This is a genomic window from Pseudomonas sp. WS 5021 (assembly GCF_012985535.1).
GTDB lineage: Bacteria > Pseudomonadota > Gammaproteobacteria > Pseudomonadales > Pseudomonadaceae > Aquipseudomonas.
Window position 1 is genome coordinate 13,085 of record NZ_JAAQWP010000015.1, and the last position, 22,987, is coordinate 36,071.

Annotated in this window: 23 protein-coding genes and 2 pseudogenes; 11 read left to right on the forward strand and 14 right to left on the reverse strand. The window is 62.5% G+C overall.

Features of this window, described 5'->3' with window-relative positions; all coding sequences use genetic code 11:
* Positions 1-56: 56 nt before the first annotated feature.
* Positions 57-1,145, reverse strand: coding sequence for a polyamine ABC transporter substrate-binding protein (locus HBO19_RS27710; RefSeq protein ID WP_170058676.1), 1,089 nt, complete (start codon positions 1,143-1,145; stop codon positions 57-59).
* A gap of 39 nt (positions 1,146-1,184) precedes the next feature.
* On the reverse strand, positions 1,185-2,486 hold the full coding sequence (locus HBO19_RS27715; RefSeq protein ID WP_170058677.1) for an FAD-dependent oxidoreductase: 1,302 nt from the start codon (positions 2,484-2,486) through the stop codon (positions 1,185-1,187).
* A 126-nt stretch (positions 2,487-2,612) separates the two neighbouring features.
* Between HBO19_RS27715 and HBO19_RS27720 the strand changes: the two genes are divergently transcribed.
* From HBO19_RS27720 to metE, 3 genes are all read left to right on the forward strand, one after another.
* Complete coding sequence (locus HBO19_RS27720) at positions 2,613-3,491, forward strand: LysR substrate-binding domain-containing protein (protein ID WP_169957096.1); 879 nt, start codon at positions 2,613-2,615, stop codon at positions 3,489-3,491.
* A gap of 80 nt (positions 3,492-3,571) precedes the next feature.
* Complete coding sequence (locus HBO19_RS27725; protein ID WP_169957097.1) at positions 3,572-4,327, forward strand: M12 family metallopeptidase; 756 nt, start codon at positions 3,572-3,574, stop codon at positions 4,325-4,327.
* A gap of 121 nt (positions 4,328-4,448) precedes the next feature.
* Entirely contained in the window at positions 4,449-6,737 is a 2,289-nt protein-coding gene (gene metE, locus HBO19_RS27730) for a 5-methyltetrahydropteroyltriglutamate--homocysteine S-methyltransferase (protein WP_170041025.1), read from the forward strand.
* Between the two features lie 638 nt (positions 6,738-7,375).
* Here metE and HBO19_RS27735 read toward each other — a convergent pair.
* Positions 7,376-8,533, reverse strand: a complete 1,158-nt coding sequence (locus HBO19_RS27735) for a DUF1624 domain-containing protein (RefSeq protein WP_170058678.1) — start codon at positions 8,531-8,533, stop codon at positions 7,376-7,378.
* A gap of 132 nt (positions 8,534-8,665) precedes the next feature.
* Between HBO19_RS27735 and HBO19_RS27740 the strand changes: the two genes are divergently transcribed.
* The gene (locus HBO19_RS27740; RefSeq protein ID WP_170041027.1) at positions 8,666-9,211 is read left to right on the forward strand and encodes a DUF924 family protein; all 546 of its coding nucleotides are present in this window, start codon (positions 8,666-8,668) and stop codon (positions 9,209-9,211) included.
* 109 nt (positions 9,212-9,320) lie between these two features.
* Positions 9,321-9,953, forward strand: coding sequence for a glutathione transferase (gene yfcF, locus HBO19_RS27745; RefSeq protein ID WP_170041028.1), 633 nt, complete (start codon positions 9,321-9,323; stop codon positions 9,951-9,953).
* Here yfcF and HBO19_RS27750 read toward each other — a convergent pair.
* The 3 genes from HBO19_RS27750 to HBO19_RS27760 are packed head-to-tail and all read right to left on the reverse strand — an operon-like array spanning position 9,928 to position 11,742.
* Entirely contained in the window at positions 9,928-10,203 is a 276-nt protein-coding gene (locus HBO19_RS27750; RefSeq protein WP_170058679.1) for a hypothetical protein, read from the reverse strand. The genes yfcF and HBO19_RS27750 overlap by 26 nt on opposite strands.
* 46 nt (positions 10,204-10,249) lie before the next feature.
* Positions 10,250-10,999, reverse strand: a complete 750-nt coding sequence (locus tag HBO19_RS27755; RefSeq protein WP_170058680.1) for a creatininase family protein — start codon at positions 10,997-10,999, stop codon at positions 10,250-10,252.
* Positions 11,000-11,043: 44 nt separating this feature from the next.
* Positions 11,044-11,742 carry a murein L,D-transpeptidase catalytic domain family protein gene (locus HBO19_RS27760; protein ID WP_169957108.1) on the reverse strand — a complete coding sequence of 233 codons (699 nt, stop codon included), beginning with the start codon at positions 11,740-11,742 and terminating at the stop codon, positions 11,044-11,046.
* Positions 11,743-11,779: 37 nt separating this feature from the next.
* Here HBO19_RS27760 and HBO19_RS27765 point away from each other — a divergent pair, with 37 nt between their 5' ends.
* Together HBO19_RS27765 and HBO19_RS27770 are read left to right on the forward strand one after the other, a co-directional pair.
* Entirely contained in the window at positions 11,780-13,345 is a 1,566-nt protein-coding gene (locus HBO19_RS27765) for a L,D-transpeptidase family protein (RefSeq protein WP_170058681.1), read from the forward strand.
* Between the two features lie 141 nt (positions 13,346-13,486).
* Positions 13,487-13,870, forward strand: coding sequence for a type 1 fimbrial protein (locus HBO19_RS27770; protein ID WP_170058682.1), 384 nt, complete (start codon positions 13,487-13,489; stop codon positions 13,868-13,870).
* Between the two features lie 8 nt (positions 13,871-13,878).
* Here the strand turns inward: HBO19_RS27770 and HBO19_RS27775 are convergent, their stop codons facing one another.
* Positions 13,879-15,048, reverse strand: a complete 1,170-nt coding sequence (locus HBO19_RS27775) for a PAS domain-containing sensor histidine kinase (protein WP_170058683.1) — start codon at positions 15,046-15,048, stop codon at positions 13,879-13,881.
* Positions 15,038-15,853 carry an alpha/beta hydrolase gene (locus HBO19_RS27780; RefSeq protein ID WP_170058684.1) on the reverse strand — a complete coding sequence of 272 codons (816 nt, stop codon included), beginning with the start codon at positions 15,851-15,853 and terminating at the stop codon, positions 15,038-15,040. Before HBO19_RS27780 ends, HBO19_RS27775 begins: the two co-directional genes overlap by 11 nt.
* Positions 15,854-15,985: 132 nt before the next feature.
* Between HBO19_RS27780 and HBO19_RS27785 the strand changes: the two genes are divergently transcribed.
* Positions 15,986-17,191, forward strand: coding sequence for a YgcG family protein (locus HBO19_RS27785; RefSeq protein WP_170058685.1), 1,206 nt, complete (start codon positions 15,986-15,988; stop codon positions 17,189-17,191).
* Between the two features lie 14 nt (positions 17,192-17,205).
* Here the strand turns inward: HBO19_RS27785 and HBO19_RS27790 are convergent, their stop codons facing one another.
* From HBO19_RS27790 to HBO19_RS27805, 4 genes and pseudogenes are all read right to left on the reverse strand, one after another.
* Positions 17,206-17,697, reverse strand: a complete 492-nt coding sequence (locus tag HBO19_RS27790; RefSeq protein WP_170058686.1) for a GNAT family N-acetyltransferase — start codon at positions 17,695-17,697, stop codon at positions 17,206-17,208.
* Between the two features lie 73 nt (positions 17,698-17,770).
* Positions 17,771-18,208, reverse strand: a complete 438-nt coding sequence (locus tag HBO19_RS27795) for a GNAT family N-acetyltransferase (RefSeq protein ID WP_170058690.1) — start codon at positions 18,206-18,208, stop codon at positions 17,771-17,773.
* Positions 18,209-18,325: 117 nt separating this feature from the next.
* A pseudogene (locus HBO19_RS27800) lies at positions 18,326-18,553 on the reverse strand (ASCH domain-containing protein); the annotation flags it as partial.
* A 28-nt stretch (positions 18,554-18,581) separates the two neighbouring features.
* A complete protein-coding gene (locus HBO19_RS27805; protein ID WP_169957117.1) occupies positions 18,582-19,184 on the reverse strand; it encodes a response regulator transcription factor in 603 nt (200 codons plus the stop codon).
* Between the two features lie 113 nt (positions 19,185-19,297).
* Between HBO19_RS27805 and HBO19_RS27810 the strand changes: the two genes are divergently transcribed.
* The gene (locus HBO19_RS27810; RefSeq protein ID WP_169957119.1) at positions 19,298-20,899 is read left to right on the forward strand and encodes a hybrid sensor histidine kinase/response regulator; all 1,602 of its coding nucleotides are present in this window, start codon (positions 19,298-19,300) and stop codon (positions 20,897-20,899) included.
* Here the strand turns inward: HBO19_RS27810 and HBO19_RS27815 are convergent.
* Positions 20,896-21,228, reverse strand: coding sequence for a hypothetical protein (locus tag HBO19_RS27815; RefSeq protein WP_169957120.1), 333 nt, complete (start codon positions 21,226-21,228; stop codon positions 20,896-20,898). The genes HBO19_RS27810 and HBO19_RS27815 overlap by 4 nt on opposite strands.
* A gap of 193 nt (positions 21,229-21,421) precedes the next feature.
* Here HBO19_RS27815 and HBO19_RS27820 point away from each other — a divergent pair, with 193 nt between their 5' ends.
* Positions 21,422-21,892 carry a GNAT family N-acetyltransferase gene (locus tag HBO19_RS27820; protein WP_170058687.1) on the forward strand — a complete coding sequence of 157 codons (471 nt, stop codon included), beginning with the start codon at positions 21,422-21,424 and terminating at the stop codon, positions 21,890-21,892.
* Here the strand turns inward: HBO19_RS27820 and HBO19_RS27825 are convergent.
* Complete coding sequence (locus HBO19_RS27825; protein WP_170058688.1) at positions 21,873-22,367, reverse strand: HIT family protein; 495 nt, start codon at positions 22,365-22,367, stop codon at positions 21,873-21,875. The genes HBO19_RS27820 and HBO19_RS27825 overlap by 20 nt on opposite strands.
* A 49-nt stretch (positions 22,368-22,416) precedes the next feature.
* Between HBO19_RS27825 and HBO19_RS27830 the strand changes: the two are divergent.
* Positions 22,417-22,623 (forward strand): annotated as a pseudogene (locus tag HBO19_RS27830) (DHCW motif cupin fold protein); the annotation flags it as partial.
* Between the last annotated feature and the right edge of the window lie 364 nt (positions 22,624-22,987).

The window sequence follows — 22,987 nt, forward strand, 5'->3', positions numbered from 1 at the left end:
TGCTCAGGATCGAAAGGTTAGTCAGCGGAATTTGCAGGCTTTGGTCTGCGCGATACTCAGGTATTGGTCTTTAACTTGGTCCACAACCGTGTGGCCAGGCGGGCGATGGCCGGTGGCAGGTCTTCGACGGTGAACAGGCTGTCCAGCACAGCCCCGGAGGGGTAGATCGCCGGATCTTGCTTGACCTCGGGATCAACGAACGGGTCCGCCGCACGGTTGGGGTTGGCGTAGTGAATGTGGTTGCTGATGTTGGCAATCACCTTGGGCTCCAACAGGTAGTTCATGTAGGCATAGGCATTCACCTCATGGGGCGCGGCCTTGGGCATCACCACCATGTCGAGCCACAGGGTGGAGCCTTCCTTGGGGATCGAGTAGCCAATCTCGATGCCGTTCTTCGCCTCCCTGGCACTCGCTGCCGCCTGCACCACGTCGCCGTTGAAGCCGATGACCGCGCAGATATTACCGTTGGCCAAGTCGCTGATGTACTTGGAGGCATGGAAGTACTGCACGTAGGGCCGGATCTTCAGCAGCGCCTGCTCGGCCTTTTTGTAGTCCTCGGGGGCGTGGCTGTGGTGCGGCAGGCCCAGGTAGTTGAGGGTGATCGGCAGCACCTGCGTCGGGTTGTCGATAATCGCCACGCCACACGCGCTGAGCTTCCTGATGTTGTCTTCAGCAAAGAACAGGCTCCAGGAGCGGGTGACGTCGGTGGTGCCGAAGATCGCCTTGATCTTTGCGACGTTGTAGCCGATCCCCGCCGAACCCCACATATAGGGAAAGCCGTACTGATTGCCGGGGTCGTTGACTTCGAGCTTTTTCAGCAGCGCCGGATCGAGGTTGTGCCAGTTGGGCAGGCGGCTCTGGTCCAGCTTCTGGATGGCCCCGGCCTTGATCAGGCGCGAGAGGAAGTGGTTGGACGGGCTGACCACGTCATACCCGGTGTTGCCGGTCATCAGCTTGGACTCCAGGACCTCGTTGCTGTCATGGATGTCGTAGGTGGCCTGGATGCCGGTGGCCTGGGTGAAGGCGGGCAGGGTGTCGTCGGCGATGTAGCCGTTCCAGTTGGAGATGTTGACGGTTTCACCCGCCAGCGCGGCGGATGAACACAGCGCGAGCAAGGTGGCCATGGAGCGTTTGTGAATAAGCATGATCAAGCACCTGTGTGAAGGTTTGTTGTTCTTGTGTGATCAGATTTCGCTGCGCGCCCGTACGGCTTCCACGCGCATGCGCAGCAGGGCCCCGAGGTCGAACAGCGGGCGCGGCGGTAGCCAGCCGGGCTGGGCGCGCTGGATGACCGATTGCAGCAGCGGCGAGGTGTGCCCCGAGGCCCATTCCGCCAGCAGGCGCCCCCACAGGCTGCCCCGGGCCACGCCGGCACCGTTGCAGCCCGCGACCGCATACAGGCCATCGCGCACCTTGGCGAAGTACGGCTGCCCGGAGCGCGTGGCGCTCAAGTGGCCAGTCCAGGAGTAGTGGATGTCTTGCTCGTCCAGCCACGGAAAGCGCCGTTGCAAACCCTGTACATGGTGCCGGCGGCGCTGCAGCAGTTCGCGGTTGGACAGGTCGCGGGTGCGGTATTCGGCGGTGTTGCGGATCATCACCCGGCGATCCGGAGTCAGGCGCACCGTGGCCCCCAGCGGGCGGGTGGAGAGCACGCCCCAGGGTTCGACCGTGCCCATCTGGCGGTACTCTTCGTCGGTGAGCGGGCGGGTCAGGCTGGCACTGAGCTCCATGGGAAAGCTGGCGCTGTGGTCCAGGCCAACCCGGGGAATAAAGGCGTTCAGGCACACCAGCACCTGGCGGGCCTCGACGCTGCCATTGACGGCGTTGGCGCGGATGGCGCCATGGGCCATGAGCTCCAGGCCCGTCACGGGGCTGTTCTCAAAGAGCGTTACGTTGGCGGGCAAGGCCTGCAGCAGGCCGCTGACGTACTTGGCCGGTTGCAGCAAGGCGTTGCCGTTGCCGCACCAGATCGCGGCCTGGTAGTGGGCGGTGCCGAGCGTGTGGCGCAGGGCTTCGCCTTGCACGAAATGGGCAGCGGCACCCGCCGCGTGCAAGGTCGCCAGCCTGGCTTCGACCTGCTCCAGTTTGTCGCGGTCGTGGACGGCAAAGTAATAGCCGCTGTCGCGAAAGTCGCAGTCGATGTGATGGGTGGCGACGCGCTTGCGCACTTCCTGGGTGGCGGCCTGGGAGATAGCGCAGTCCACCTCATACCCGGCGAACCCGCCACGCCCCATCAACTCGTCGGCGCCGGGATACTCATGGGCCACCACAAATCCTGAATTGCGTGCCGAGGCGCCCTGGGCCGCCCGTTGTCGATCCAGCAGCACAATGCGTGCCTGCGGATGCAGTTGCGCCAGGCTATGGGCGGCACACAAGCCGGTGATGCCGGCGCCGATCACCAGCCAGTCGGCTTGGTGCGTGCCACTTAAGGGCGCACGGGCGGGCAGGCTTTGGGTTTGGGCAATCCAGCCACAGCTATTTTCCACAGGGCACCTCGGTTGAATGCATCACCGGCATGGGTGAGTCGCGCAGGATTTATTGTCAGCTGGAATCTATAGGGGCTTGGGTGATACAACCAACGTTATAAAATCATCCATCTATTCGGAAAGCGCATGGATAACCGCCATCACCTGCCTTCGCTGCAAGCCCTGCAAGCCTTGGTCGAGGTTGCCGAGCGTGGCAGCTTCACTGCCGCGGCGGGGCGCTTGTGCCTGACCCAAAGTGCGGTCAGCCGCCAGATCCAGCAATTGGAAGGCCACTACGGTGTGCCGCTGCTGGTGCGCAACAGCCGCAACCTGCGGCTGACCCTTGAGGGCGAATGGGTACTCGACAGCGCGCGTAGCGTGCTGGCGCAGTTGCAGCGCCTGGAGGATCGGCTGTCGCCGCACCAGCGCCCGTTCCGGATCCGCATGCATGTGTCATTGGCGGTGCGCTGGCTGCTGCCCAAGTTGAGTGATTTCTACCGCAGCCACCCGGATATCTCACTGGCCATCGAGACCGTGGCCACCGAGGTGGTCGAACCGGCCAGCGACAGTGACGCCTACATCCTCTACCTGCCCAAGCCCACCCACGATGGGGATTGCCTGGTGCTGTTCGAGGAAGCGCTGGTGCCGGTCTGCGCCCCTGGGCTTGGGCCGTTGGCGTCGGCGCAGGACCTGGCGCGCTTTGCCTTGCTGCACCGCTCGGCCGACCGCCAGGACTGGGCCACCTGGCTGGCCGCGCATGGCGGGCGGTCGCTGGCGGACTATCGCCATATTCCCTTCAACCTCGATGAACTGGCGCTGGATGCCGCTGCGCGCGGGCTTGGGGTGGCGATGACTGACCGCACACTGGCGGCCGAATCGGTGGAGCGCGGTGTGCTGGTAGTGCCCTTTGGCCAGGCCCTGGCCACGGGCGGGTGCTATGCGTTGTGCCTGCAACCGTCGGCCGCTGCCCATCCGGCGTTGGGGGTGGTGAGGCAGTGGTTTGGTAGCCAGGCGCACAATTCGTAAACTCTTGTCATGGCCCCAGTGGAACCTACAGCGGCGCAATGCGACGCAATAGGAAATTACATCGCTGCGGGGATACAACGTTGACTGTCAATCTGAACGCTCACTTAACTGCCCATACACCGAACCCGTCGCTGCTTGATAGCGCCGAGGTCGCGGCCCCATCCAGACCAAAGCGCGGGGTGGCGACAACTTCGGCGTTATGGCCACAACAGTCGGTCATAAAAATTTCCCTGCTGGGCATGACCCCCGAGCAAGAGGAGTTTACAAAAACCAACATCAATAAATGGGCACCCCACGTCAACCTGACTTTTGAGTTTACGGATGACTCCGACGGGGATATCCGGATTGCCGCAGACAATGATCTGTCGGGTGGCCATTCGTACCTGGGGATCCGATCGCTCAATGTACCGGCCTACAAGCCTACGACGGTCATTGGCTTCCAGGGAGGGCTCAATGCGTATAACGCCGGTACGATCCAGCATGAGTTCGGTCATGTTTTGGGGCTGCAACATGAACACCAGCACGAACACAATAATCTAGATATTAATTGGTCCGAAGTTAATAAAGCCTACATAGGTAAAGGTGGGGCGAAAGAGGTAAAGCACAACTTCAAGCCATTGGTTTCCAATGTGGTTTCGTCTGAGTACGATCGCAAATCCATCATGCATTATGGTTTTGCTTCATCCTGGCTCAATGATGGAAAAGCCATCAAGGACAACAACGAGCTATCTGAAGGCGACATCAACTTTGTCCGCTCGCTCTACCCACCTGTGGTCAAGAAAAAAACCGCCACGTCCAGTTGGTGGGACTATCGGCACCTGCACAGGGGTGCTTGAGAAGGCCTGGGGTGTTTTGATCATGAGTAGATTTCGTGATTACCTAGAATAAAATGAGTTTGTCTCACTATCGCGCGCTGCCGACAATGGCTCCCATACCAACACATTGGAGTTTATTGTCATGGCAGTCGCTCATTCCCTTGGATTTCCGCGTATTGGACGCGATCGTGAACTGAAAAAAGCGCAGGAAGCGTTTTGGAAGGGCGAACTGGACGAAGCCGGCCTGCGTGCGGTCGGCCGTGAGTTGCGCAAGACCCACTGGGATTTGCAAAAACAGGCTGGCATCGAGCTGTTGCCGGCGGGGGATTTTGCCTGGTACGACCAGGTGCTGACCCACTCGCTGATGTTCGGCGTGATCCCCGAGCGGTTCCGCCCGGCCGACGGCAAAGCCACGTTGCAGACCCTGTTCGGCATGGCCCGTGGCGTCAGCGACAGCTGCTGCGGCGGCGCCCACGCCCAGGAAATGACCAAGTGGTTCGACACCAACTACCACTACCTGGTGCCAGAATTGAGCGCTGACCAGCAGTTCCACCTGGGCTGGGATCAGTTGTTCGAAGAAGTCCAGGAAGCCCGCGACCTGGGGCACACCGTCAAGCCGGTGGTGATCGGGCCGTTGACTTACCTGTGGCTGGGCAAGGCCAAGGGCAGCGATTTCGACAAGCTTGACCTGCTCGACCGTCTGCTGCCGCTGTACGGCCAGATCTTCCAGCGCCTGGCGGACCTGGGCGTTGAATGGGTGCAGATCGACGAGCCGATCCTGGTACTGGATTTGCCCCAGGACTGGAAAAACGCGTTTGAGCGCGCCTACAACCTGATCCAGCGTGACCCCCTGAAAAAACTGGTGGCCACCTATTTTGGCGGCCTGGAAGAAAACCTCGGCCTGGCCGCCAACTTGCCGGTTGATGGCCTGCACATTGACCTGGTGCGTGCGCCGGAACAATACCCGACCATTCTCGACCGCCTGCCGGCCTATAAAGTGTTGTCGTTGGGGGTGGTCAATGGGCGCAACGTCTGGCGCTGCGACCTGGAAAATGCCCTGGCCACCTTGCAGCACGCCCATGAACGCCTGGGTGAGCGCTTGTGGGTTGCGCCGTCTTGCTCGCTGCTGCACAGCCCGGTGGATCTGGGGCGTGAAGACAAGCTCGACGCCGAATTGAAAAACTGGCTGGCTTTCGCCGTGCAAAAATGTGCAGAAGTGGCCGTGCTGACCCAGGCCATCAACCAGCCAGAAGCGGCGAAGGTGGTTGCGGCCCTGGCCGAAAGCCGTGCCGTGCAGGCCGCCCGGGCGGCCTCGCCGAGGATCCACAAGCCGGCGGTCCAGGCCCGTGTTGCGGCCATCACTGCCAAGGACAGCCAGCGCCAGTCGCTGTTTACCCAGCGCATCGCCAAGCAGCGCGCCGGCCTCGACCTGCCGCTATTGCCGACCACCACCATTGGCTCGTTCCCGCAGACCGCGTCGATCCGCCTGGCGCGCCAGTCGTTCAAGGCCGGTAAGTTGAGCGAAGCCGAATACGTCGAGGCGATGCACAGCGAGATCAAGCACGCCGTAGAAGTGCAGGAGAACCTTGGCCTGGACGTGCTGGTGCACGGTGAGGCCGAGCGTAACGACATGGTCGAGTACTTTGCCGAACAGTTGGATGGCTATGTGTTCACCCGCTTTGGCTGGGTGCAGAGCTACGGTTCGCGCTGCGTGAAACCTGCGGTGATCTTCGGCGACCTGAGCCGCCCGAAAGCCATGACGGTGGAGTGGATCCGCTACGCCCAAGGCCTGACCGACAAGGTCATGAAGGGCATGCTGACCGGCCCGGTGACCATGTTGATGTGGTCCTTCCCCCGCGAAGACGTGAGCCGCGAAGTGCAGGCCCGGCAACTGGCCCTGGCGATCCGCGATGAAGTGCTGGACCTGGAAGCGGCGGGCATCAAGATAGTGCAGATCGATGAAGCGGCCTTTCGCGAAGGCTTGCCCCTGCGCCGGGCCCAGTGGCAACACTACCTGGACTGGGCCACCGAAGCCTTCCGCCTGTGTGCCTGTGGCGTGCGTGACGAAACCCAGATCCATACCCATATGTGCTACAGCGAATTCAACGATGTGATCGAGTCCATCGCGGCGATGGATGCCGACGTGATCACCATCGAGACCTCGCGTTCGGATATGGAACTGCTGGACGCGTTCGAAGCCTTCGCCTACCCCAATGACATTGGCCCGGGCGTCTATGACATCCACTCGCCACGGGTGCCCGACGCCTCGGAAATGGCCAACCTGCTGCGCAAGGCCGCCCGGCGCATCCCGGCCGAACGGCTGTGGGTCAACCCCGACTGCGGCCTGAAGACCCGCGGCTGGCCGGAAACTGAAGCGGCGTTGATCCACATGGTGGCGGCCGCCCGGCAATTGCGGGCTGAACTGGCGTAACTGCTGCTGACACAAATCCGATTGTGCAAGCGGGCATATGTGGCGCGGCGCAGATCTTGTGCCCAGCCAACATCCCCTGTAGGAGCGGGCTTGCCCGCGATAGCGCCAGCCCAGCCAACATTGCTGACAGCTGATACACCGCCATCGCCGGCAAGCCAGCTCCCACCTTTGTTTTGTGCCCAGCCAATATCCCCTGTAGGAGCGGGCTTGCCCGCGATAGCGCCAGCCCAGCCAACATTGCTGACAGCTGATACACCGCCATCGCCAGCAAGCCAGCCCCCACCTTTGTTTTGTGCCCAGCCAATATCCCCTGTAGGAGCGGGCTTGCCCGCGATAGCGCCAGCCCAGCCAACATTGCTGGCGGCTGACACACCGCCATCGCCGGCAAGCCAGCTCCCACCTTTGTTTTGTGCCCAGCCAACATCCCCTGTAGGAGCGGGCTTGCCCGCGATAGCGCCAGCCCAGCCAACATTGCTGACAGCTGACACACCGCCATCGCCGGCAAGCCAGCTCCCACCTTTGTTTTGTGCCCAGCCAACATCCCCTGTAGGAGCGGGCTTGCCCGCGATAGCGCCAGCCCAGCCAACATTGCTGACGGCTGACACACCGCCATCGCCAGTAACCCCGCGCCCACGTGATCAGAGGTATTTAAGCCAGGCAATATCCCGCCGCCGGGCCTTCAGCCGGGCAAACCAGCGCACGGGCAGGTACAACGCCAGCGGCAGCAGCAACGCCACCAGCCACACCGCCCCCACGCTGTCGAACCCCAAATGCGTGCCCTGGTTCAAGCCAAACAGCGCCACGCCCAGCACGTACATCACCTTCAACACATACAAATGCAGCAAATAAAAGAACATCGGCGCCGCGCCGAACACCGACAGGGTGGCGATCCAGCGCCGTTGCCCGGCGCGTTCGAACGCCAGCAGCAACAGCAGCCCCACACCCAATGTGAGCGCGAGGAATAGCAGGGAAGGCGGATATTTGGTGATGTTGAAGAAACTCATCAGCGTCTGCACGTGGCTGTCGTACACCTGCCAAGCCGCCTCACCGTAGCCATTGAGCGTGCGCAACGCCACAAAGCCCACCAGCGCGGCCACGCCTGTCAGTAACAGGTACCGCTGACGCCGCGCCGCTGTCATCGAGCCGGCAAACCACGGGCCGATGCCGTAACCCAGGGCAATCACCCCGATCCACGGCAACACCGGGTACGTCGTGCGCAGACGCAGGGAGTCGCCGACCTCGATCCAGCTGCGCTCATGCAGGATCGTCCAGGGAACGTGCCACAACGACCCCGCTGCGACGTGCAGGCCATCGAGCAGGTTATGCCCGCCGATGATCAGCAGCGCCAGGCCGATCAGCAGCGGGCGCGGCAGCCACACCAGTGCGGCGAGGGCGATCATGCTCACGCCGATGGCCCAGATCACCTGCATGTAGATCACGCTGGGCGGCAGTTGGAAGGTCCAGGCGAAGTTCACCAGGGTAAATTCCAGCACCACCAGGAACAGCCCGCGCTTGAACAAAAACGCCGAGACATCGCCACGGCCCTGGTATTTCTCGCCGTACAGGAACGCCGACAAGCCCGTCAGTAACACAAACACCGGCGCGCACAAGTGGGCCAGGGTGCGGCTGAAAAACAGCGCAGGTTCCGTGCTGTCGATGTTCATCGGGTCGCTGACCTGGCGGTGCAGCAGGAACGTCTCGCGCACGTGGTCGAGCAACATGAACAGGATCACCAGGCCGCGCAGGGCGTCGATGGACAGCAGGCGTTGGCGTGAGCGAGGAACAGCGTCAGTCATGGGGCGAGGTCGTCAGCAGAAGAGGAGGGTGGTTATCTTATAACATTGGACGGCAAGCGTGGATTGCCGAGTCGGAATCGGCTCATTCAGATGCTAGGGTAGGCCACAGACCTAACGACCCTGGAGTCACTTATGAGCGCCCCGATTGATTTCAAAACCGTCGTGCAATTCTGGACGGCGGCGGGCCCATCACGCTGGTTCAAGAAAGATCCACAGTTCGATGCCGAATTCGGTGCACGCTTCCATGAGGCCCACTTCCAGGCGGCCAGGGGTGAGCTGGAACACTGGCTGAGCGAAGCCGAAGGCGCGCTGGCGCTGCTGATCCTGCTCGATCAATACCCGCGCAATACCTTTCGCGGCACTGCCCATATGTTCGCGACCGATCCACTGGCCAGGGCCTACGCCGGGCGTATGGTCGACGCGGGACTGGACCGCCAGATCGACCCGGCATTGCGCGCGTTCTGCTACTTGCCCTTTGAGCATTCCGAGCTACCCGAGGACCAGCAGCGCTCCCTGGCGCTGAACCAACAGCTGGATGCCGACACCTATCACTGGGCCAAGGAGCATGCCGAGATCATCCAGCGATTCGGCCGCTTTCCCCATCGCAATGGGGCGTTGGGCCGGGTGACGACCGAGGAGGAGCAGGCGTTCCTTACGGGCGGTGGGTTTTCCGGCTAGGTGGTGGGAGCCCGCCGTATTCCGTCGAGGAATGCCCCTATAAAAAGGCTGCATTGTATTTATCGCCACACATCTCGTAGCGTGGCTGCTCACCCAAGGAGATGCCGCCGTGACGAACCTGCCGATGCGCTTGTATGTCGATGCCCAGTTCACCAGCCCGTATGCGATGTCGGTGTTTGTAACCCTGCGGGAAAAAGGCCTGCCGTTTGAGGTGCGCACCCTCGACCTGGACGCGTTGGAGCAGCAGGCGCCGGTGTTTGCCGGGCTGTCCGTGACGCAGCGTGTGCCGACCCTGGAGCAGGGCGGGTTTGCGTTGTCCGAGTCGTCGGCGATTACCGAATACCTGGAGGATGTATTTGCTCAGGTGCCGGTGTATCCGAGGGATCCGCGCCAACGCGCGCGGGCGCGGCAGATCCAGGCGTGGTTGCGCAGTGACTTGCTGCCGATCCGCCAGGAGCGCTCCACGCTGGTGGTGTTTTGCGCGGTCAAATATGGCCCGCTATCAACCCAGGCCCAGGTGGCGGCCGACAAACTGATTGCGGCGGCGCAGCAGTGGTTGGCCGAGGGCGATGACTATCTGTTTGGCCAATGGTCGATTGCCGATGTGGACCTGGCCGTGATGCTCAACCGGCTGATCCTCAACGGCGACCCGGTGCCCGCGCGGCTGGTGGCGTATGCCCAGCGGCAGTGGCAGCGGCCATCGGTGCAGGCCTGGGTCAACCAGGCACGTCCGTCGTTGTAGCGCCCAGCGGCCACTCCTGCGCGACCCGGCGGTCGAGGTCTTCCCAGTCCTCCATGCCAAGCACCCGGGTGGTGTTCAGGCCGCGCAGGTAACCGCGTAGTTGCTGGGCGGCGGCGCAGGCTTGGTCGGTAGCGGCAGCGGGGTCCTGCAGGGCGTTTTCGTACTCGACCAAATAGTCGGCGACGCGCTCGCGAAACTCCGGCAGCACGGCGTTGCGGATGCGATCAAAAGTCTTCTGGTGGGGTTTCATGAATAGGTCCTTCTTATAGATTTTATTGGTGTCTGTGTCGCAACCGTCAGTTTGGCATGGCTTCGCGGCTGAAATTCTCCACCGCAGACACCAACCCCTTGGCAGCCAGGGCCACCAGTTCGCCGCCTTTCTCCGGGGTTGCCAGGGCCGGGTCGGAACCCATCCGGCCATCCGGGTGGCGGGCGCGGAAGTCCTGGGCCTCGCGGATCGGGCCGGAGGGTGCAATCCTTGGCGAGTAGTCCGCCGTCTTGATCGAGTCGGGGTATGCCCACTGGGTAATCGCGATCTCGGAAGGGGTGGCATGGGTGCCATGCCCCGTCGGGAATTGCGCGCGCGCCAGTTCGCCAACGCCTTCCAGGTCCCACCAGTTGCACAGCTTCAAGGCGAAGCCGGCGGGGCGACGGGCGAAGCTGGCCTCGGCGTACAACTCGGAAAAGGCCGCTTCAATGGTGGCGATATTGCCGCCATGGCCATTGAGAAACAGGATCTTCTCAAAGCCATGGGCCGCCAGGGAACGGGTCCAGTCGCCAATCGCGGCGATAAACGTCGATGGGCGCAGGGAGATGGTGCCGGGGAACCCGAGGTGATGCTGGGCCATGCCGATATTGAAGGTCGGGCCGACCAGGATATCAGCGTCTTTTTGCGCCTGATGGGCAATGATTTCCGGGCACATCCAATCGGTGCCCAACAGGCCGGTGGGGCCATGTTGTTCGTTGGAACCGATGGGAATCACCACGGTACGGCTGCGGTCGAGAAATTGGCCAATCTCGATCCACGTTGACTGGTGCAAAAGCATTTGAGGTTCTCTCTCTGGTCAGGCTCGGCCCTCCAGATACTACCTCAACCGGCGCTGGCGATCTGGCGCGGCTTGCAATTGAGGTAGGCCGAGGATTTCAACCAGCGCTGGTCGGGATACCAGGAGAACATGAACTGCCCATCCTTGAGCTTGTCCACCACCTGGCGCGCCACTTGCGGGCGCACGGCGGGGCAGCCCTGGCTGCGGCCGATGCGGCCTTCACGCTTGCTCCACAGGGGGCTGACGTAGTCGGCGGCATGGATCACGATGGCGCGGTCGCGGGCCTGGTCATTGAAGCCGGGCTCCAGGCCGTCCATGCGCAACGAATAGCCGTGGGTGCCCTGGTAGCTTTCCTGGGTGCGGAACAGGCCCAGGCTGGATTGATGGCTGCCTTCGCTGTTGGAGAACTGGGTGGCGAAGTTTTCCCCGGACTTTTGCCCATGGGCCACCAGGTCGCGCAGCACCAGCTTTTTTTGCCGCAGATCGAAAATCCACAGGCGACGGGCGGTCGAAGGCTGCGAATAGTCAATCACGGCCAGGCGTTCGGAGCGTTCCTGGCCATTGTTGACAGCACACTGCATGGCGCTGAGGGCGCTTTTGAGGACTGCGGGATTGAGTTCTGGAGCCGAGCGCGCCAGGCTGCTATACAAGGTATGAGGTTTGGCATTCTCTGCGAAGGCACCCGTACAGAACGCGGCCAGGGCGACGGCGATCAGGCCGAGTCGGCAGTCAATATTGAGCATGTATATCGCATCCCCGCCGTAGATTGGAGCTAAGCCATTGTTCAAAAAACACGCATGTTACTTGAGCCTTTGCTTGCTCGTAGCACCATTGGTCGCCACGGCTGATGAAGTGCTGGTCGAGCCGTCAAACCCAGTACAGCTGGCACTTGGGCAGTTGTCGAGCGTTTGCCCCGGTTTGGCTGCGCAACTGGATGCACCCGCCGAGGCGCGGTTGCAGGCTTTTTACCAGCAACAAGGCAATGTCGCCCTCTGGCCGGAGGACGGACGCCGAAAGGCGTTGCAGGATCAATTACTGTTGCTGGCCGACGACGGCCTCGACCCGGCGCACTACCGGCTGGCCGACGTGGCGGCCACCAGCAACGTATTGTGCAGCGACTTCGAAACCAGCCAGCACTACCTACAAGCCTTGCATGACTTGCACTATGGCCGTTTGCAGCAGGCCCATTACGAACCGTTGTGGCATTCCCAGCCGCCGAGCGAAGACCCCGCCGTCGCCGTGCTGGCCCTGGCCACTGCCGGGCTCACCGACATGCCAGCCGCCTTCGACCAGGCCAGGCCCAGCGCAAAGCTGTATCGCAGCCTGCGCACAGCCTACGCCACACAGCGCCTGCAACCCTTGGCGCAATGGGGTGTGATTGCCAACGGCCCATTGCTGCGTCCCGGCGGCGAAGACCCACGGGTGCCGGCCCTGGCCCGACGCCTGGTCAGTGGCGGCCAGTTGGCGAGCGTGCCCAAGGGCAATCAATACGGCAATGAACTGGTGGAGGCGGTGAAGCGCTTCCAGGCCAGCCACTCGCTGCAAGCCGACGGGGTAATCGGCCCGGGCACGGTGGCCGAGCTCAACGTCAGCCCGGCGCTGCGGCGCGAGCAGTTGCGGGTCAATCTCGAACGCTTTCGCTGGCTGGCCCAGGACCTGGAGCCGGACGGCATCCTGGTCAACGTCGCAGCCGCGCAGTTGAGCGTCTACCAGGGCGGCGTGCCCGTGTGGCAGACCCGCTTGCAGGTAGGCCGCGCCGAGCGGCAAACGCCGTTGCTCAAGTCACGCATCACGCGCCTGACCCTCAACCCCACCTGGACGATCCCGCCGACCATCATGCGCGAGGACAAGTTGCCGGCAATTCGCCTGAACCCGGAGTACTTGCGCCAACAGAACCTCAAGGTGCTCGACAGTGAAGGCCGCGCGTTGTCGCCGGAGCAGGTGGACTGGTCGCACCCTGGCAACATCCTCCTGCGCCAGGACGCCGGCCCGCGCAACCCGCTGGGCAAGATCGTCATGCGCTTCCCCAACCCGTTCTCGGTGTACCTGCACGACACGCCCAGCCAGCCGCTGTTTAGCAAGGGACCACGGGCGTTCAGCTCGGGGTGTGTGCGGGTAGAGCAGCCGATGTTGCTGCGTGATTTGTTGGTGAACCCGGCGGAAAAGGCGCGGACCGAAGAGTTGCTGGCAACCGGGCTGACCCATGAGTTCCGCCTGGCGACGCCGGTACCGGTGTTGCTGGGTTATTGGACAGTGCAGGTGGATAGCCAGGGCGCGTTGCTGTACGCGCCGGATATTTATGGCCGTGATGGCGTGCTGTTGAAGGCGTTGGGTGCTGTCCTGTAGGCGCTCCCACCTGAACGGGGATCTGTTCAATGTGAGACCCCGTTGGCATCCTTGAAAAAATAACCATCAGGTAGTTCTTAAACCCTCAAGAAACTGACCAGACTTGCCGACGTGATGGGTATATACCCAGGAGCGTTCAATATGAGCAGTCAACGTTTGGCAGTCGGTATCAGCCTGTTTTTCGCGCTCGTCAGCGCCAGTGGCCAAGCAGCAACCACCGTGGCCCATGGCGTTATCCAGTTTCGCGGCAGTATCGTGGAGGCCACCTGCACCGCAGGGAGCGGGGCAGGGTCGACGTTGGCGCTGCGCGGTTGCCCGATGTTTGCACCCGGGGGCAACATCAGCGCCTCTGGCGTCGAGCCGGTGCGCACGGTCAGTGCGCTGGACCACTCAACCGTCAAGGTCAAGCTGGTGACCGAAACCAGCGGCGATGGTCGTTACTTCGATCGGCAATACAGCCTGAACGATGGGGCGGGCAAGCCGTTGCGCTCAGGGGCTTACCTGGTGACGCTGAATTACCCCTGACAGCACCTTCACAGGTGGGTCAGCGGCAAGCAAACGGTGAACGTGGTACCGCTGCCCACCTGTGAGCTGACGCCCACATCCCCACCATGGGCCTTGGCGATTTCCCGCACGATAAACAACCCCAGCCCCACGCTGCGTATGTCGCAGTTCTGGTCGGTGCCTCGGGTCATGGGCTCAAACAGCACCTGCATCAGCGCGTCGGCAATCACCGGCCCATGGTTGTGCACCGAGAGGCTGGCCCCGTCGTGGCCCAGTCGCGAGGTAATAGTGATCGGTTGTTGCAGGTCGCCATAGGCCACGCTGTTGGCCACCAGGTTGCCGATGATTTGCTGCACACGGTCGCCATCCAGGCAGGTATCGGCAGCGCCCACGGTGTGATGCACCAGGCACGCGCGGGGGAAGGCCACCCGCAGCTCATCCACTGCGCGCCGGGTCACGTCGTGCAGGTCCAGCGGGTTGGGGCTTACGCCGATGCCAACGCCGACCCGGGCCTGGGTGAAGTCCAACAGGTCGGCGATCATCCGCTGGGCGCGTTCCGATGACTGGCCGATATGGCCAATCAACTGGGTTTCCTTGGCGGTGCGCTCGCCCCGGGCGAGGAAGTCGGATGCCATCTTGATCGCGGTCAGCGGGTTTTTCAGGTCATGGCTGACGATGGCGACCATTTGCTCGGCAAACAGCGCCCGCCGCTGCGCCTTGATATAGGCCTGGTTGAGCTCGGCCTGGGCGTGCTGGAGGGCGGTTTCGGCAGCAGTCTTCTCCAGCAGCAGGGCTTCGGCCAACTTGCGGGCGTTGAGCAGCTCGCGTTCGTACTTGTCGCGGTCGGTGGTACCGAACAGCGCCAGCTCATGTTGCACACCGTTGGCGTATTCGCGCTTGATGGCGTTGAGCAAAATGGTCACGGTGTGGCCATCGCGATGGCGCAGGTCCAGTTTTACCTCGGTGATGCGGCCTTCCACCTGCATCAGCGGGGCAAGGTGGGTCTGGTGAAAAATCCGCCCGCCCATGGTCAGCAGGTCCTGGAAACGCCGGCCCTGCAGCTCGGTCGCCGGCATGCCCAGCCAGTCGCTGAAACACTGGTTTACCCGCAGCAGCGTGCCGTCTTCTGCGGTGACCGCCAGTGCACAGGCGGCACCGTCGAACAGCGCCTGGGGATCGGGCAACTGTTCACTCGCCATGGGCAACGGTCCATGGCAGCAGGAAGTGCTCCATCGCCGCCGCGCAAGCCGGTGCCGCGCTCATATGCGGGCAATGGCCCACATTGTCGATCAGGCGATAGGCGCTGTGGGGCAATACGCGGTGCAGGTACTCGCCCACGCAGACCGGGGCGATCAGGTCATCGCTCGATTGCAGGATCAATGTGGGGGTGGTGAGGCCGCCGATATCGGCGCGGTTGTCCGACAGGAACGTCACCCGCGCAAACTGCTTGGCAATCTCGGGCTCGGTGCGGCAAAAGCTGTTGGTCAGCTCTTCACTGAGTGCCGGTTGCCCCGGCGCGCCCATGATCACCGGGGCCATGGCGCTGGACCAACCCAGGTAGTTGCTGTCGAGGGTGTCAAGCAGCGACTGGATGTCTTCGGGCTTGAACCCGCCCACGTAGTCGTCGGTGTCGATATAGCAGGGCGAGGGGCCGATCATCACATGGGCGGCAATGCGCCCGGGCGCTGCGCGGTCGGCCAGGGTGCCAATCATTGCGCTGACCGAATGGCCAACCAGAATCACCGGGCCACTGGCGAACGCATCGATAATCTCGTTCAGATCTGCGGCGTAACCGTCCAGGGCCGCATATTTTTCCTTGTGGTAGGCCGCCGTGTCAGACAGGCCGGCCCCTACCAGGTCATACACCACCACGCGAAAACGCTCGACGAAATGGGGCAGCAGGTAATTCCACATGGCTTGGTTGCAGCCAAAACCATGGGAAAACACCAGCGTCGAGGAACCATTGCCCATTATGTTGACGTTGTTGCGATGGCGAAGGTCCATGGGCGTGCTCGTAGTGGCGTGTTGCTATGAGGTTTTCGCGTCAGTTTAGAGAGTCCACCGCATGGGGTCACTAGATATAGCGCTGATAGGGTAAAGTCGGCGCTTTCAGGACGAAACGTCAGGTAACAAAGTATGGGGCGGTTTTTATGGCAATCGGCCTGGGGCCTGGTGCTCCTACTGTTCAGCGCACTGGCCTTGGCGCAAACGGTGCCGCCGGCCTTGGTGAATGTGGCGCTGAACCAGCGCGTGATCGATCTGACCCACACCCTCGATACCGCGACGCAGCAGCGCCTGACCGAGCAGCTTGCTGACCTCGAACAGCGCAAGGGTGCGCAGATCGCCGTGATGCTGCTGCCGAGTACGGGCGACGTCGATATCCAGACGTTCAGCACCCAACTGTTGCGCGCCTGGAAATTGGGACGCAAGGGTATCGACGACGGCATCTTGCTGCTGGTGGCCAAGGACGATCGCAAGGCGCGGATCGAGGTCGGTTACGGCCTGGAAGGGCTGGTCACAGACCTGTTGAGCCATCGGATTATCGAGGAGCAACTGACCCCGGCGTTTCGCCAGGGCGATTACGCTGGCGGTGTGCAGCGCGCCGTGGACGCCCTGAGCGTGCTGGTCGAGGGCGGCGACTTGCCGGCAGTGGACCAGACCCTTGAAACAGTGGATGAAACTGCGGTGTTGCTGGCGCTGATTCTGGGGGCCATCGGCGGGGTGCTGCTGGCCTCGGGCAAGCTGCATTGGCGCCGTGGCCTGATTGCTGGCCTGGTGCTGACCGTGCTGCTGACGGCACTGGCCGCGATCAATGGCAAGGCCTGGCCGATCTATGTGCTGGCGCTGCCGTTTTGCATGTCGATCAGCGCAGCGATATTCGGCGCGTTGTGGCAGGCCAAGGCGGTGTTTTATTGCGTGTTGGCGCTGATGGCCTACAGCGTCGGCCTGGGGTTGGTGGATCACTACCTGACTGAAGTGTCCTTTATGAACTGGCTGGCATGGCCGCTGGCCGCGCTGGTGGTGCTGGGCCTGTACCTGGTCCTGCTAGCAGTGATGAGAGCCGCCTGGAACCACAGCCGCCTGGGGTTTTGCGTGCAGACGCTGATGGTGCTGGGGGTGTATGGCGCGGCGGGGTACTTGCTGGAGATGGGCCTTGATGGCTGGTTGTTCGCCTTGCCCATCAGCTCGTTCGCGGCGCTGTTCATTTACGGTCAGGGCACGGGCGGGTCGAGCTCCGGTTCCAGCGACCGTTCAAGCTCCAGTTCCAGCTCAAGCTCCGGTGGCGGGTTTTCCGGTGGCGGCGGCTCCAGCGGCGGCGGCGGGGCCTCGGGGAGTTGGTGAAGCCCGCTGCCGGATCAGAGCGTCATCACCATCTCATGCCAGGCCATCCCGCCGTGGTCTGACGCCGAGGGCTGCACATACTGGTAACCCATGCGCGTGTACAACGGCACATGCTGCTCCTTGCACATCAGGTGGATGGTCTGCTTGCCCATCCCGCGCATGCGCTGCACAAAGGCCTGCATCAACTGCGTGGAATACCCCTTGCCCTGGTGCGCCGGGTCGACCACCACCGACATGATCACGACATTCGGCGCATCCGCCGAGTGCCCCACCAACTCTTTGAAGGCCTCATCCGACATCACCACATCATAGGCGCACCCGCCGTTGATAAAGCCCACTACTTGACCGTCCACTTCCAGAGTGAGGAAGCCTTGCGGGTACAGGGCGATACGCGTGGCGATCTTCTCCAGGGTCGCGGCTTCATCACCTTCGTAGGCGCCGATTTCGATCTCGTAGCAGCGGGCGGCGTCTGCCGGGGTGGCGTTGCGTAGGGTGAGGGCGGGCATGGCGGTTCCTGGGTTGGGCGAAGGGCTGCATGATAGCGGGGTCGGTGCGCTGGCGAAAATCCCACCGGCAGAGTTATTCCCGGAGCTTCTCCATCCGAATATCCCCGTCCGGCAATTGCTCCACCACCACCCACCCCAGGCGCTGGTAAAACCCGTTGGCGCGGCTCGCTTCGGCGGTTTCCAGCCAGATCTGTTGATGGTGCTGGAACAACAAGGCTTCGGCCTGCTCCATCAACCTGCGGCCCAGTCCGTGGCCTTCGAATTCGGGGCGGATGAAGGCGGCAAATACGCAGCCTTCTTCTATGTCGGCCATGGAAAAACCGGCCGCCACACCCTCCACCTCGGCGATCCATACGCAGGGCGCTAGTTGCATGGCTTGCTGGATGGCGTGCGGGGTGATGCCCATTTGCGCCAATTGGGCATGGGACAGGTGGTTTTCCCTGACGCTGGTGCGAATGTCGAAGATGACGTTGATGTCTGCCGGGGTGGCGACTCTGATCTGACTGTTCATACAGTTCTCGCGGTTTTCCATGAATTCAACCTCGTAGATCCCCCGTGCCGCCAGGGCGCTAAAGGGGCGTGCGAGCGGCCGTACGTCAGTCAGTTCCCAGGCGAACCAGCCTTCTTCGAAATAGCTGGCGCAGGCTGCTGGCACGTCCTCTGGGGCAAACGCACGCACTGCCTTTACGCGTACGATGGCGACGGCCACACCGGCTTCGTCTTCATCGCCATCGGTATGCAGGAAGCGCCCGTTCTCGACAATCAGCAGGTCCTGGGACGGCTCCAGCTGGGGCTGCCAGCGGCGGATTTCCAGGGTTTTTTCGCCTGCGGCGATCCGGCTGCCGCTGGGGCGCACGATGGAGAGGGCTTTGATGGTGCTGCTCCTACAGGGGTGGGCTGTATTTAACGGCCGCCGCTGCCCGCGATGGCACGTTCAGGCTTCTCAACAACCCCGACACATGGATACGTACGGTAAACGGCGAAATATCCAGGGCCTTGGCGATTTCCTTGTTGGTCTTGCCTTGGGCGATCAGCCGCAACACCTCCTGCTGGCGTGCAGTCAGGGTGTTGGTGTCCAGGGGCAACAGCCCGGAGGGGGCGAATTTGACCAGCACCTCGCCCTGGCGGATGGCGAGCAGGGCCTGGCCGATTTCTTCGGGGGCGATGTTTTTGCCGATAAAACCGTCGGCCCCCAGCGCCATCACCTGTTCGATCAACAACGGGTCATCGACCATCGACACCACGATCAATGTGGTGCGCCGCAGTTGCTGGCGCAGTTCGCCCAACTGGCTGATGCAGGTCAGGCCGGGGAAGCGCAAATCAAGGATCAGGGTGTCGACTTCGCTGCCGCTCTTGAGCATCTGCAGCACGGTGTCCAGGTCGCCGGCCTGTTCCACGCAGGCCTCGGGCAGCAGGCGTTGCACGGTGCGCAGCATGCCTTCGCGAAACATCGGGTGGTCGTCGGCGATGATGATCCGGCATGTCATGGGGTGCTCCTCCCTGGGGCCAGGTTGTCCTGTGGCGTGCTACTTTACCACTCTGTTCACCGCCTGCCTGCCGGGTACACAGATAAGACGATGACCGTACAAGGACGTTGCCCATGAAGTTCGTGAAAGACGCCGAACTGGACCAAGCCAACCTGCGTATTGTGGTGGCCGCCTGCGCCATTGTGTACATCGGCCTGCTGGGCTTTTTGCCGGGGCAGTCGATGGAGCGCTATGTGCCGGTGATTATCTACATCTGCGGGTTCCTGCTGGTCTCGATTGCGCTGCGCCAGGTGATTGCACGCTGGCCCGGGCATTATCCGGCGCGGCGGGTCTTCGGGATGATCCACGACTACACCGGCACCTCGTTCGGCCTGGTGGTGGGCGGTGAGGCGGCGTTGCCGCTGTATGCGGTGATGGTCTGGGTCAACCTCGGCAACGGCATGCGCTACGGTTCGCGCTACCTGGCGATTGCCACGGGCCTGGCGTTGCTGGCGCTGCTGATTGTGTATCGGCTGACCCCACTGTGGCAGGCGCAGCCCTTTATGGTGCTGATGCTGATGATCACCAGCACGGTGATCCCGGTCTACGCCCACCTGCTGCTGGAGCGCACGCGCAAGGCGTCCGAAGAAGCCATCGCCGCCAACCTGGAAAAATCGCGCTTCCTCGCCCAGGCCAGCCATGATCTGCGCCAGCCCATCCACTCCATCGGCCTGTTTACCGCCTGCCTGCGTGAAGCGCGCTTGGGCGATGAAGAACGGCGGCTGGTGGACAATATCGACCGTTCGCTGCTGAACGTGTCGCAATTGTTCCGCTCCATTCTCGACCTCTACACCTTGGACAACGGCCGGCTGCTGCCAAAATACCAGGTGGTGCACCTCGGTGAGTGGCTGGCCGACCTGCTGCGGCAAAACGCTGAAGCCGCCCGCTGGGCCGGGGTAGAACTGCGCCTGCGCCCCTGCGCCCACTGGGTGCGGGTGGATCCGGCGCTGTTGGCAACCATGGTGCAGAACGTGCTCTCCAACTGTTTCAAATACGGCGGCCAGCGCCCGGTGCTGATCGGCGTGCGCCAGCGTGGCGGCGAGGTGATGGTGGAAATTCACGACCAGGGGCGGGGGATTGCCGAGGAACATCTGCCCCGGGTGTTCGAGGAGTTCTATCGCGTGCGCCAGTTGCGCGACAAAGACGTTGAAGGCGTCGGCCTGGGCTTGTCCATCGTCAAGCGCCTGGGGCTGTTGATGGGCATGGACGTGGCGCTGCGCTCACGGGTGGGCCGGGGCACCTCGGTCAGCTTGCGCGGCTTGCCCCTGGCGACCGCGACCCATCAACCGGTGGTGCGTGACGATGCGCGCCAGGCAGGGCTGCTGACCGGGTTGAAGGTGTGCCTGGTGGAAGATGACCACAACGTGCTGCTGGCCACCCAGGCGTTGCTGGAGCGTTGGGGCTGTGAGGTGCAGGCCGAATCGAGCGGGCATGGCCTGGTCAGCGATTGCGACATCATCGTCGCCGACTATGACCTGGGCAACCACGCCACCGGCATCGAGTGCATCGACCACCTGCGCGCGCAGCGCGGGGTGGCGGTGCCGGCGCTGATTCTGACCGGGCATGACGTGGAGAAGATCCAGGCGGCGCTGCACGACCGGCAGATCGCCATTTTGTCCAAGCCAGTGCGCCCCGCTGAACTACGGGGCACCCTGCGCGACCTCAGCCAGGGTTAGTTAAACGGCGTCAACGCGTTACCCCGGGCACCCTTGGGTTGGCAGTAGGCAGCGGGTTTCATCAGGCCGAAGCTGGCCACGGCAAACATCCCGCCGCTGGCACCGCTGGGCACGGAGCAGTTGTAGTCACCGGAAGCGGTGCTGGCGATGTAATAGGTGGTCATGGAGTCGCTGCGTACGTTGGAAACACGCTTGACCGGCTCGCCGAGGTTGGTTTCCGAGAGGGTCTTGAGATGATCTTCGGTGGGTTTGATATTGCTGCAACCGGCAACACCGATCATCAGGGCACCCAGCAGCGCCAGGCGGGTAACAGGGGAGTGCAGTTTCATGGTGTGTCTTCCTTGGGGTTGTTTTGGTGTTTTCAACGCACAACGATCCCTTGCACGGCGGGTTCGACGTGCTGGCGGGGAGCGTTGGGGGTGCCGGCGAATATAGCGCCGGGTGCCTGCGGGGTCGATTAGCACAAGTGTGCTAATGGCACCTTGAGGTCACGGCAAACACAGTTAATTCAGGGAGATTCGAATGCTGCAAATCAGACGCGCCACCCACGACGACGGCCCCATCGCCTTCGACATCCGCCTGCAGGCAATCCGCAGCCAATGCATCGGCGCCTACACCGCCGAGCAAATGCTGACCTGGACCCGTGGCGCCGCCGAGGACGGTTACACCGCGCTGATGGCCAAGCCGTTCTACCTGGGTTGCGTCGATGGCGAGCCGGTCGCCACCGGCATGCTCGACCCGGATCATCGAGAAGTCGGTGCGCTGTTTGTGCTGCCCGGTTATATCGGGCGCGGGTTTGGCGGGCAGATGCTCGAGCACCTGGAGCAAGTGGCGCTGGAGCTGGGGATTGAGGAGGTGGTGCTGGACGCGACGTTGAATGCTGCTGATTTCTATCGTAGCCGCGGATACGAAGGCGGCGAGCAGTCGATCTATCATTCGCCTACGGGGCTGGAGCTGGCGTGTGTGCCGATGGTCAAGCGTCTGACTGTTTGAACGCGGCGCGCAGGCGCTCGATCACGCCCGGCACCGTGAGCCCGGCCGTCGCGGGTGGCGTCGGGTTCTCACCGAACTCGCGCCAGATAAACAGGGTGAGTTCGGCCCCATCCGTCGCCGCTTGCCCGTTGCTGCCAGCGCCGAAGTCTTGCAGCACCCGGTAGCGCTCATCCTCCCAGAACAGCGTTTCGACCCAGTCATAGACCGGGATCAAATGAAAGTGCAGCGGGAAGCCGGGCATATGCCCAAAGCGGCTGATGTATAGCCACTTGGGTTGGAGCTGTACTTCCATCACCTTCTGGGTTTTCGCCAGTATGCCACCCATTTGCGCCAGGGCCGCGTCGGGTAGGTCAGCCAACGAGCTGATTGGCGTCTTGGCCCCCAGCATCAAATAACCGGGCAGGGCCGAGGCCAGGTGATGGTTGAGCAGCCAGTGTTCGGTTTCGTGGAGGATATGGGACGGAGCAATGTGCATGGCCGGGCACCTAGGTCGGGCCGGCAGGATACCAAAGGCAACTCCCTGTATGGTGGAATACAGCCCTGGCTACCTGGCTGACCACTGGTGTTGGCGCGGGCATGTGTTGTTGTGCCTGGAGTGGGAGTTGCAGACCGAACTGGAGGATGGCCGTCAGTTCACCCTGACGGCGGGGATGAGTTATCAGGTGGGCAATGACAGGGACGGGCACCGGTCGAGCACAGCAACCGGGGCCAGGCTGTTTATTGTGGATTGATTTGTCGTCCATCGGCCGAGACGGATCCATCGTGGGGTTTTCAGAGTTCGGTGCCCCAGCAAAACTCCCGCATTTGATGGGCGGTGCGGCACAAAACTCTGCACCCGGCAAAGATCCCCTGTGGGAGTTGGATTGCTCGCGGTGGCCATAGGTATCCTCATCTGGGTATGTGTACATATCCATTGCTGCGGTCACGGCCACTTAGGGTTCCGCCCTTACGGCGGGTCACTTTCGAAGAGCGCGAAAGTAACCAAAGCGCTTTTGCCCCACCACTCGGTGCCTCGCCTAGGCTCGGCATGCCCGCAGTCAGGCATTGCTCCGTGGGCCCGCCGCGATCGGCCATCCATGGCCGTGTCGCGGCTAC

Excerpts from the sequence above, each read along its gene's own strand:
- HBO19_RS27810 (WP_169957119.1), top strand. The coding sequence starts at position 19,298 with ATGAAGTTCGTGAAAGACGCCGAACTGGACCAAGCCAACCTGCGTATT.
- HBO19_RS27790 (WP_170058686.1), bottom strand. The coding sequence starts at position 17,697 with ATGCCCGCCCTCACCCTACGCAACGCCACCCCGGCAGACGCCGCCCGC.
- HBO19_RS27815 (WP_169957120.1), bottom strand. The coding sequence starts at position 21,228 with ATGAAACTGCACTCCCCTGTTACCCGCCTGGCGCTGCTGGGTGCCCTG.
- HBO19_RS27780 (WP_170058684.1), bottom strand. The coding sequence starts at position 15,853 with ATGGACCTTCGCCATCGCAACAACGTCAACATAATGGGCAATGGTTCC.
- metE (WP_170041025.1), top strand. The coding sequence starts at position 4,449 with ATGGCAGTCGCTCATTCCCTTGGATTTCCGCGTATTGGACGCGATCGT.
- HBO19_RS27740 (WP_170041027.1), top strand. The coding sequence starts at position 8,666 with ATGAGCGCCCCGATTGATTTCAAAACCGTCGTGCAATTCTGGACGGCG.
- HBO19_RS27825 (WP_170058688.1), bottom strand. The coding sequence starts at position 22,367 with ATGCACATTGCTCCGTCCCATATCCTCCACGAAACCGAACACTGGCTG.
- HBO19_RS27720 (WP_169957096.1), top strand. The coding sequence starts at position 2,613 with ATGGATAACCGCCATCACCTGCCTTCGCTGCAAGCCCTGCAAGCCTTG.
- HBO19_RS27785 (WP_170058685.1), top strand. The coding sequence starts at position 15,986 with ATGGGGCGGTTTTTATGGCAATCGGCCTGGGGCCTGGTGCTCCTACTG.
- HBO19_RS27795 (WP_170058690.1), bottom strand. The coding sequence starts at position 18,208 with ATGAACAGTCAGATCAGAGTCGCCACCCCGGCAGACATCAACGTCATC.
- HBO19_RS27760 (WP_169957108.1), bottom strand. The coding sequence starts at position 11,742 with ATGCTCAATATTGACTGCCGACTCGGCCTGATCGCCGTCGCCCTGGCC.
- HBO19_RS27805 (WP_169957117.1), bottom strand. The coding sequence starts at position 19,184 with ATGACATGCCGGATCATCATCGCCGACGACCACCCGATGTTTCGCGAA.
- HBO19_RS27710 (WP_170058676.1), bottom strand. The coding sequence starts at position 1,145 with ATGCTTATTCACAAACGCTCCATGGCCACCTTGCTCGCGCTGTGTTCA.
- HBO19_RS27775 (WP_170058683.1), bottom strand. The coding sequence starts at position 15,048 with ATGGCGAGTGAACAGTTGCCCGATCCCCAGGCGCTGTTCGACGGTGCC.
- HBO19_RS27735 (WP_170058678.1), bottom strand. The coding sequence starts at position 8,533 with ATGACTGACGCTGTTCCTCGCTCACGCCAACGCCTGCTGTCCATCGAC.
- HBO19_RS27820 (WP_170058687.1), top strand. The coding sequence starts at position 21,422 with ATGCTGCAAATCAGACGCGCCACCCACGACGACGGCCCCATCGCCTTC.
- HBO19_RS27750 (WP_170058679.1), bottom strand. The coding sequence starts at position 10,203 with ATGAAACCCCACCAGAAGACTTTTGATCGCATCCGCAACGCCGTGCTG.
- HBO19_RS27755 (WP_170058680.1), bottom strand. The coding sequence starts at position 10,999 with ATGCTTTTGCACCAGTCAACGTGGATCGAGATTGGCCAATTTCTCGAC.
- HBO19_RS27770 (WP_170058682.1), top strand. The coding sequence starts at position 13,487 with ATGAGCAGTCAACGTTTGGCAGTCGGTATCAGCCTGTTTTTCGCGCTC.